The organism is Amycolatopsis nivea, from assembly GCF_004522235.1.
Lineage (GTDB): Bacteria > Actinomycetota > Actinomycetes > Mycobacteriales > Pseudonocardiaceae > Amycolatopsis > Amycolatopsis nivea.
Genome location: NZ_SDLT01000104.1, coordinates 1 through 1215, shown reverse-complemented (window position 1 = coordinate 1215; position 1215 = coordinate 1). Strand labels below are relative to the sequence as shown.

The window sequence follows — 1215 nt, the reverse complement described above, 5'->3', positions numbered from 1 at the left end:
ACCACCAAAATCAGCAAAACCTCAACTCGGTGGATCCAGGTTAGATTCCCTCAAGGAGCCCTTCACGGACATTCAAGGCTCTGCGCGCGTCACGGCGGTTCGCCGAGGACGACTGGCGGGCGAGGGCGAGTAAGCGCGGCGGCATAGGCGGCGCGCAGCTCGTCCAGGACGGTCTTCGGTTCAATGCGAAGCCTGGACGGCAATGTTTGGACGACTGCGACTCCCAGCGAGGCGTAGCGAGTGTTCCGGCGCAACGTTCGTGCGTAGTCGGCTGAGCGGAAGTGAAAATCCAAAGAATCGATTTCCCAGGCCAGTCCTACGTCATCCCACCAGAAGTCCGGGCGGCCCGCGTAGTTTCCGGCGTGGTCGTACAGCACTTCATTCTGGTGGGTCGGCGGGTGCGGGAGAACCTTTGCCAGCTTCTGGGCTTCAGCTTCGGCGACCGACCTGGCATTTGCCCATTCGGCGAGGAGTCGACGCGGAAGAGCCGTACCGCGTTTGGTTCCGCGGTCCAGTTCTTCCGCGAGTGCTTGCGGGGTGCATCCGCCTCGTTGGACCGCTTCGATCAGGGCGTGCCCGATGACGTTGACGGACTGAGTCCGCCGGACGAAGTCCGTCGTTGCCCTGACCAATGGAGCAAGCGGGATACCCGCCCGCAGCCACGGCCGGGGCAGGCGTTTGGTGCGTTCGACAGTGACGAAATCGGAGCTGCTCCTCTTGAGATGGTGAGGGATCAGTACGTGGATCCGTTGCTCGCTCGTGGCGGGAACGGCCAGGCGCAGCCCGTATCTGCGGCATGCTTCTTCGCCGGTGAGGATCGCGGTACTGCCGGCGTAAAGCAGAGCGGCGTGCACGAGTTGGTCAGGCGTCGGATCGTTGTTGTGCAGGAGGATGATCCCTGGCAAAAGTCGTCGCCAGGGCCCTCCGGGCAGGCACCTTCGATAGATGACCTTGCTGTGCATGTCCAGTGATTCCAGCGTCATCGCGCGGATCACTTGATGGGGGCTGTACTCGGCGAGCGCATCGGGTCCCTTCGCCCAGCGGCCTTGTCTCTGCATCTCACGAATGCTGCCGTACCCGGCGAGGTCGGAAGGCTGTCGAACTCTGATCTGGGGATGACCCAATGACTTGTGGATAAGCCGCCAAAAGCCGTGAAGGGCTCCTTGAGGGAATTAGACCTGGATCCACCGAGTCTCTGTTTGTGTTGGGTTTGTT

At 61.8% G+C, this 1215-nt stretch carries 1 protein-coding gene; it reads right to left on the bottom strand.

The genetic code is table 11. The features are described 5' to 3' along the window. Nucleotides 1–89: 89 nt before the first annotated feature. Nucleotides 90–1058 (bottom strand): hypothetical protein, encoded by a 969-nt coding sequence (locus tag EIZ44_RS44415; protein ID WP_240691578.1) that lies wholly within the window; start codon nt 1056–1058, stop codon nt 90–92. Between the last annotated feature and the right edge of the window lie 157 nt (nt 1059–1215).

Coding starts and splice junctions, on each gene's coding strand:
- EIZ44_RS44415 (WP_240691578.1), bottom strand. CDS start 1,058: ATGCAGAGACAAGGCCGCTGGGCGAAGGGACCCGATGCGCTCGCCGAG.